Source organism: Stutzerimonas sp., assembly GCF_982611455.1.
On the sequence record NZ_CEXBBO010000022.1, the window covers coordinates 74,954 to 81,781 of the forward strand.

A 6,828-nucleotide genomic window follows, 5' to 3' on the forward strand; every position below is an offset into this window, starting at 1 on the left:
CCGAGGGTGCAACCGAACGCCGAACTGGTGGGCTGAAGCCCACCCTACGGCGTGATGAAGGGTTCGCGAGATTTCCAAGCTTGCCTCAGCTTTCACCCATTGCTTTGCGTTCGTATTGATAAGCCCAGCGGGTGTAGAGCAGGGCGCTGATAAACAGCGTCAGGCTGATGATCGCTTCCAGCCAGCCGTAGACCATCCGAGTCGGGTTGATGGCGGCCAGCACGCCCTGGATGAAGTACAGGTTGACGATGAAGCAGGTCCAGGCATGGGCACGAGGACTGCCGGAAATCATCCCCGGGGCGACCAACAGAAGCGGAATTAGCTGGATGCTGATCACCACCCAGGTGCGCGCACCGTGCAGGTCGGCAAAAGCCAGATTCCAGATGACCAGTAGTGCGGCCAGGCCGATGAAGCTAGCCAAACTGACCGCCCGGCTGAGTTTCACGCGCGGTGTCAGCCATTCCAGCGAAGGCAGCGGTTTGGGCTTTCTAGCCACGGGCATTCTCCAAACGTTTGGCGGTTTGCGCGAGGCGATGGCCCAATGCGCGGCAGAGGTTTATTTCATGCTCATCCAGTAGACGCTTGCCGTCTGCGCCAGCGTGATGGCTAGGGCCGTAGGGGGTACCGCCACCTCGGGTCTCCAGCAATGCGTTCTCGCTGTATGGCAGGCCGAGTATCAGCATGCCGTGGTGCAGCAGAGGCAGCAGCATGGAGAGCAAAGTAGTTTCCTGGCCGCCGTGCAGGCTGGCGGTCGAGGTAAATACGCCGGCGGGCTTGCCCACCAACTCTCCAGTCAGCCAGAGGCCGCTGGTACCGTCGAGAAAGTATTTCAGCGGAGCGGCCATGTTGCCAAAACGGGTCGGGCTGCCTAGCGCTAGGCCGGAGCAGTTCTTCAGGTCGTCGAGCGTCGCATAGATCGCGCCCTGCTCCGGAATCGTCGGCGCCACGGCTTCGCATTCCGTAGAGATTGCCGGCACGGTACGTAGCCGCGCTTCGAAACCGACCTGCTCGACACCGCGAGCGATTTGTCGTGCCATTTCGGCCGTGGCGCCGTGGCGGCTGTAATACAGCACCAGAATGTACGGTGCGCTCATGGCAGTATCTCCAGCACTTTCTCTGGCGGTCGGCCGATCACCGCCACATCGCCAGCTACCAGGATCGGCCGCTCGATCAGTCGCGGATGCGCGACCATCGCGTCGATGAGTTGCGTGTCGGTGACGGTTGGATCGGCCAGGTTAAGGGTTTTGTATTCGTCTTCACCGCTGCGCAGCAACTGCCGCGGGCCGATGCCCAGGCGGGTCAGGATATGCTTGAGCTCGGCGGCGGAGGGTGGCGTTTCCAGGTAACGGACAACGGTGGGGTTGAGCCCGCGGGCTTCGAGCAGCTCCAGCGCGCTGCGTGATTTCGAGCAGCGTGGATTGTGATAGAAGGTCAGTTCGGTCATTTGTGGTTGCTTCGCGCCAGTGTAGTTGGCCATTCTAACCTTCAATGCAGCGAGGCCTGAAACGCTGGTCGCAAGCGGCTGTCAGCAACAGGTAGGCTTCGATTGTCACAAGCTTGCCGAGCCAGCCGACAGCCGACAGCCGACGATAGTGATTTCGTCACCGAGGGGATGGAATGCAGCAACGGATCAACGATTTCATGGAGTTCGGCCGTTTCCTGGTGCAGCGCTTTCTAGCGGACCGCGGCCCACACAGCGCAGCTGCATTGACGTACACCACCTTGTTCGCGGTGGTGCCGATGATGACGGTCACCTTCGCCATGCTCTCGGCAATCCCGGCGTTTCAAGGCGTTGGCGAGCAGATCCAGATGTATATCTTCAGTAACTTCATTCCTTCGACGGGCGCAACCATTCAGGAATATCTGGTCGCGTTCACTGATCAGGCAAGGCAGCTGACCTGGTTCGGTGTCGGGTTTCTGATGGCGACCGCGCTGATGATGCTGCTGACCATCGAGAAAGCCTTCAACGTCATCTGGCGGGTGCGACAGCCTCGCCGTGGAATGTCGAGCTTCCTGTTGTACTGGGCCATTCTCAGCCTCGGCCCGCTGTTGCTGGGTGCGGGGTTTGCCATGAGTACCTATATCACCTCGCTGTCGCTGATTTCCGGCCCGCATGCGCTGATAGGCGTGCGCACCATACTCAAGGCGATGCCGCTGGTGCTCAGTATCGCGGCGTTTACGCTGATCTACGCAGCCGTGCCCAACACTCGCGTGCCCCTGCGTCACGCGCTTGTCGGTGGCGTCTTTACCGCGGTCCTGTTCGAGGCGGCCAAGCAGATGTTCGGTTTGTATGTGAGTTATTTTCCTAGCTATCAGCTGATTTACGGGGCATTCGCGGCGGTGCCGCTGTTTCTGCTCTGGGTTTATCTTTCCTGGATGATCGTGCTGTTCGGTGCGGAGCTGGTGTGCGGCCTGTCTTCGTCGCAGCAGTGGCGGCGTCGATCGGTTCCGCGTTTGTTGGTAATGCTCGGTTTGCTGAGGGTGCTTTATGAAAATCACCAGGCCGGGCGCGAGGTGCGCCTGCGCGATGCGCATCGAAGCGGCTGGCAGCTGCCAGAAGATGAGTGGGACGAAATATTCGAATTCTTCGAGCGGGAGCAACTTGTCTGCCGGACCGGATCGTCCGGTTGGGTGCTGTGTCGCGACCTGAACCATTACAGCTTCGACCGGCTGTTGCGCCATAACCCCTGGCCGCTCTCGGGAATGCAGGCGCTGCCAGCGCACCTTGATGAGCCCTGGTATCCAACGCTGCGCCAATCGCTGGAACTGCTGCAGCAGGAACAGGCGAATCTATTCGGTGGCAGTGTCGCTGATTGGCTGCAGGCGCGGCGGGTATGAACAAGCACTATGCAAGGAACCAAAGATGATCAAGCGATCCATGGGGGCTCTCGGCTTGCTCGCCTGTCTGGCACTGGCTGGCTGCAAAGAGGATTGGGGACCAGACCAACACGGCGCAGATGTGACGGCGCAGCAGCTCGAGGGTCAGTGGCTGTTAATAAATTATTGGGCGGAATGGTGCGGCCCATGCCGAACCGAAATTCCCGAACTCAATGCCTTGGACGAGTCGAGGAATGACATCACCGTGCTCGGGGTGAATTTCGATGGGCTTCAAGGTGGCGAATTGACCACGGCAGCCGAAGACCTGGGCATACGCTTCCGAGTGCTCAGCGTGGACCCGGCTGAGCGTCTGGAGTTGCCACGCAGTGCGGTGCTGCCGGTGACTTATATCGTCGATGAGGCTGGCAAGGTGCGCCAGAGTTTGGTTGGCGAGCAGACCGCCGAAGGGCTTCAGGAACATCTCGCGCGGTTGGCCCGATAAGGCGAAGCTGCAAGCAAAGTATGTGGCGCTTTTTATGCCGCTTGAGGCTAACCACTGCGTTCAGGGCTTCACATACCAGAAATCCTGCCAGAAGCCGATGACCTTCGCCGGATAACGGGTTTTGCCGAGGCTGCCGTTGTAGCGGGCTAGGGCGCGATTGATGTCACCGTTTTCTTTCTTCAGGTAGTAACTGAGGATGGTGCAGCCGTAGCGCAGATTGGTTGCGTTATCGGTAAGGTTGTCCTGCGGACGCCCAAGCTCTGCTTTCCAGAACGGCATCACCTGCATCATGCCCTGTGCGCCGACGGACGAAATGGCGAAACGATCGAAATGACTTTCGGCATGGATCAGCGCCAGGACCATGTCGGGCTTCAATCCCGCCTTGCTGGCTTCTTGATGGACCAGTCGCAGCAAGGTTAATCGCTCCCCCGGGTCGGGCATGTAGCGCTTCAGCCGAGTTGACATATCCAACAGCCAGACCTCGGCCTCGAAACGATCCTGAAAGCTCCCGGCTTCTGCCACGGTACGCTGCATCAGCTCGCGCAGTTCGGGCTCTGGGGCTTGGCGCACGTTCGCTGCGGCCGGCCAGGCTATGACCAATACCAGCCAAAACAAGTAACGCAAAGACGTCACGATGAATCAGCCGTCTTCGCCCGGATCGCTGGCCTGACGACCGGCATCCTGCATCAGGCTGCGTAGAAACTCCTGCTGCAGATCGGGATCGTTGCGCGTCAGTTCGATCAGGCTCTGCTCGAGCTCGCTGGCTTCCTCTTCCAGCCCCAGTTCCGAGAGCCGCTTGACGCGATGCACCCACCGACTCACGTCGTCACCTTCGAGGTCGTCGAAAATCAGGTCATGGGCTTCGAGAAGCTTGCCGCGCAAGCTGCGACTGACCAGCAACATGGCATCGGCGCGGGTAGCATCCTGCGAGTCTTCGACCTGCAGGTGTAGCCTGCCGACCTGGCTGATGTCCTGATCGGCGAACGGACCGTCAAGAAGATTCAGACGCAGCACACCGTTGCGATCAGTGCTCAGTTCGTGGGTCTCGGAGCCTGCCGTGACCAGTACCGGGCGCTCAGCCCAGGGCAGGCTGGAATATTCCAGTCGTTCGTCGCGGCGTTGCTCATCGAGGCTGGCAAGATTTTGCTGCGAACGACCATTGGACTCGACGTTGATGAAGGGATTGAGGCCGGAAAAGCCATAGCTGATCCAGTCACGCGTGGCGCTTTCCGGCAGATTGCCGAGCATTGCCACGTTGAGCACGTTGGCGCCTATTCCGGCGACCACGGCGACTGCGCCCAGCGGTATTTCGTACAATTCGCGCCACGCCTGGTAAGGCGTGTAACGGTCGTAGCGGCGAGTCACTTCGAAATCGGTGACTTCGTACGTTTTCTGGTCGAGCACACGAACGCGCCGTTGAGGTAGCTCAAGCAGCGGCTCGCCCACCTCGATACGCAGGCTGTGATCGAGCAGCTCACGTTCGGTGCGGGCTTCCTGTTCGCTGCGTTGGGGCAGCTGGTTGGCGCAGCCGCCAAGAAAAAGCGCCACGCAAAGCGTGGCGCAGGCTGGAACACGTCGGTTGAGCATGATTTCCGTCAGCGGTTGGCGCGCGAATTAATGAACTCGAGGATATCGGCAGCGGGCACGGCCTGGCTCTGTGCATCGCGCCGATGCTTGTATTCCAGGGTGCCATCGGCAAGTCCGCGATCGCCCACGACGACGCGATGCGGGATGCCTACCAATTCCATATCGGCAAATTTGACGCCCGGACTGGTCTTCTTGTCACGGTCGTCGAGTAAAACGTCGTAGCCGGCAGCGGTGAGTTCGGCATAGAGCCTGTCCGTCGCTTCGCGGACTGCTTCGTTCTCATACTTCATTGGCACCAGAGCGATCTGGAAGGGCGCCAAGGCGTCCGGCCAGAGGATGCCGCGATCGTCATAATTCTGTTCGATAGCCGCAGCGACCACGCGTGATACACCGATACCGTAGCAGCCCATGGTCAGCGTTACCGGCTTGCCGTTTTCGCCCATGACACTGCAGTTCATTGCCTCGCTGTACTTGGTGCCCAGTTGGAAAATGTGGCCGACCTCAATGCCGCGCTTGATCACCAATGTGCCGACACCGTCCGGGCTCGGATCGCCAGCGACGACGTTGCGCAGGTCGGCAACCTCGGGCAGCGGCAGATCGCGCTCCCAGTTGAGGCCGAAGTAATGCTTGTCGTCCTGGTTAGCGCCAGCGGCGAAATCGCTCATCAATGCAACCGACCGATCGATGATGCAGCTGATCGGCAGGTTCAGCGGGCCCAGCGAGCCGGGTCCGGCGCCAATCGCTGCACGAATTTCCGCATCGGACGCGAACTCCATTGGGCTTGCCACCTGCGTCAGATTCGCCGCCTTGATCTCGTTGAGTTCATGGTCGCCGCGGACGATCAGTGCAACCAGTTGGCCTTCTTCGGTGCCATGCACCACCAGCGTCTTGACCGTTTTCTCGATCGGCAGATCGAACTGCTCGACGAGCTCGACGATGGTCTTGGCCTTCGGTGTGTCGACGAGGCGCAGCTCTTCGCTGGCAGCGCCTCGCTCGGTTTCGCGCGGGATGGCTTCGGCCTTCTCGATATTGGCTGCGTAATCGGAGCTGTCGCTGAAGGCGATGTCGTCTTCGCCGGAGTCGGCCAGGACATGAAATTCATGCGAACCGGTGCCACCGATCGATCCGGTATCGGCTTGTACGGGGCGGAAGTCCAGCCCTAGGCGGCTGAAAATGTTGCAGTACGCCTCATGCATGCGGTTATAGGTTTCTTGCAGTGACTGCTGATCGCCATGAAAGGAATAGGCATCTTTCATCAGAAATTCCCGGCCACGCATCAGGCCGAAGCGGGGACGGATTTCGTCACGAAATTTGGTCTGGATCTGATAGAAATTGATCGGCAGCTGCTTGTAGCTGTTCAGCTCGTTGCGTGCCAGGTCGGTGATGACTTCTTCATGCGTCGGGCCTACGCAGAACTCTCGGTTGTGGCGATCTTTCAGGCGCAACAGCTCGGGGCCGTATTGCACCCAGCGGCCGGATTCCTGCCAGAGTTCGGCGGGCTGAATGGCGGGCATCAGCACTTCCAGAGCGCCAGCCTTGTTCATTTCCTCGCGCACGATCGCCTCGGCCTTGCGCAGAGCACGGAGCCCCATCGGCATCCAGGTGTAAAGACCGGAAGCCAGCTTACGAATCATTCCGGCACGCAGCATCAGCTGATGGCTGATGACGACGGCATCGGAAGGGGTTTCTTTGAGGGTCGAGAGCAGGAACTGACTGGTGCGCATGTGGCCGTTATGTCCTTGCAGAGCGGGGAGTTTGGCTCGGCATTGTACGGCGGCGCTACGGTGGCGTACAGAATCGATCGGGTAGCTACAGGGTCAGAACGAAGAAGCCCGGCGAGTGCCGGGCTTCTTGTGTTGCGTGAGTTACTAGGGATGGTCTGAAGTAGTTGTGTATTTCTGGCTGACTTCAGCCCCTGCCGA

8 protein-coding genes are annotated in these 6,828 nt (G+C 59.7%); 2 read left to right on the plus strand and 6 right to left on the minus strand.

Features of this window, described 5'->3' with window-relative positions; translation table 11 throughout:
• Positions 1 to 85: 85 nt before the first annotated feature.
• From AC2LD7_RS14350 to arsC, 3 genes are read right to left on the minus strand one after another with little or no spacing between them, the layout of a single operon-like run.
• Positions 86 to 496, minus strand: a complete 411-nt coding sequence (locus tag AC2LD7_RS14350) for a DUF2069 domain-containing protein (protein ID WP_484598407.1) — start codon at positions 494 to 496, stop codon at positions 86 to 88.
• Positions 489 to 1,094, minus strand: a complete 606-nt coding sequence (gene wrbA / locus AC2LD7_RS14355) for an NAD(P)H:quinone oxidoreductase (protein WP_484598408.1) — start codon at positions 1,092 to 1,094, stop codon at positions 489 to 491. The genes AC2LD7_RS14350 and wrbA overlap by 8 nt, the downstream gene beginning before the upstream one ends.
• Positions 1,091 to 1,444, minus strand: coding sequence for an arsenate reductase (glutaredoxin) (gene arsC / locus AC2LD7_RS14360; RefSeq protein WP_484598409.1), 354 nt, complete (start codon positions 1,442 to 1,444; stop codon positions 1,091 to 1,093). Before arsC ends, wrbA begins: the two co-directional genes overlap by 4 nt.
• 173 nt (positions 1,445 to 1,617) lie before the next feature.
• On the opposite strand from arsC, the gene AC2LD7_RS14365 reads away from it, so the two are divergent.
• Entirely contained in the window at positions 1,618 to 2,838 is a 1,221-nt protein-coding gene (locus tag AC2LD7_RS14365) for a virulence factor BrkB family protein (RefSeq protein WP_484598410.1), read from the plus strand.
• Positions 2,839 to 2,863: 25 nt separating this feature from the next.
• On the plus strand, positions 2,864 to 3,319 hold the full coding sequence (locus AC2LD7_RS14370; protein WP_484598411.1) for a TlpA family protein disulfide reductase: 456 nt from the start codon (positions 2,864 to 2,866) through the stop codon (positions 3,317 to 3,319).
• Between the two features lie 60 nt (positions 3,320 to 3,379).
• On the opposite strand, the gene AC2LD7_RS14375 is transcribed toward AC2LD7_RS14370, so the two are convergent.
• The 3 genes from AC2LD7_RS14375 to AC2LD7_RS14385 all read right to left on the minus strand — a co-directional run bounded on the left by AC2LD7_RS14375 (position 3,380) and on the right by AC2LD7_RS14385 (position 6,630).
• On the minus strand, positions 3,380 to 3,889 hold the full coding sequence (locus AC2LD7_RS14375) for a transglycosylase SLT domain-containing protein (RefSeq protein WP_484598412.1): 510 nt from the start codon (positions 3,887 to 3,889) through the stop codon (positions 3,380 to 3,382).
• A 69-nt stretch (positions 3,890 to 3,958) separates the two neighbouring features.
• Complete coding sequence (locus AC2LD7_RS14380) at positions 3,959 to 4,906, minus strand: hypothetical protein (RefSeq protein ID WP_484598413.1); 948 nt, start codon at positions 4,904 to 4,906, stop codon at positions 3,959 to 3,961.
• Between the two features lie 8 nt (positions 4,907 to 4,914).
• On the minus strand, positions 4,915 to 6,630 hold the full coding sequence (locus AC2LD7_RS14385) for a proline--tRNA ligase (protein ID WP_484598414.1): 1,716 nt from the start codon (positions 6,628 to 6,630) through the stop codon (positions 4,915 to 4,917).
• Positions 6,631 to 6,828: the final 198 nt, after the last annotated feature.

Excerpts from the sequence above, each read along its gene's own strand:
- AC2LD7_RS14370 (WP_484598411.1), top strand. The coding sequence starts at position 2,864 with ATGATCAAGCGATCCATGGGGGCTCTCGGCTTGCTCGCCTGTCTGGCA.
- AC2LD7_RS14380 (WP_484598413.1), bottom strand. The coding sequence starts at position 4,906 with ATGCTCAACCGACGTGTTCCAGCCTGCGCCACGCTTTGCGTGGCGCTT.
- arsC (WP_484598409.1), bottom strand. The coding sequence starts at position 1,444 with ATGACCGAACTGACCTTCTATCACAATCCACGCTGCTCGAAATCACGC.
- wrbA (WP_484598408.1), bottom strand. The coding sequence starts at position 1,094 with ATGAGCGCACCGTACATTCTGGTGCTGTATTACAGCCGCCACGGCGCC.
- AC2LD7_RS14385 (WP_484598414.1), bottom strand. The coding sequence starts at position 6,630 with ATGCGCACCAGTCAGTTCCTGCTCTCGACCCTCAAAGAAACCCCTTCC.
- AC2LD7_RS14365 (WP_484598410.1), top strand. The coding sequence starts at position 1,618 with ATGCAGCAACGGATCAACGATTTCATGGAGTTCGGCCGTTTCCTGGTG.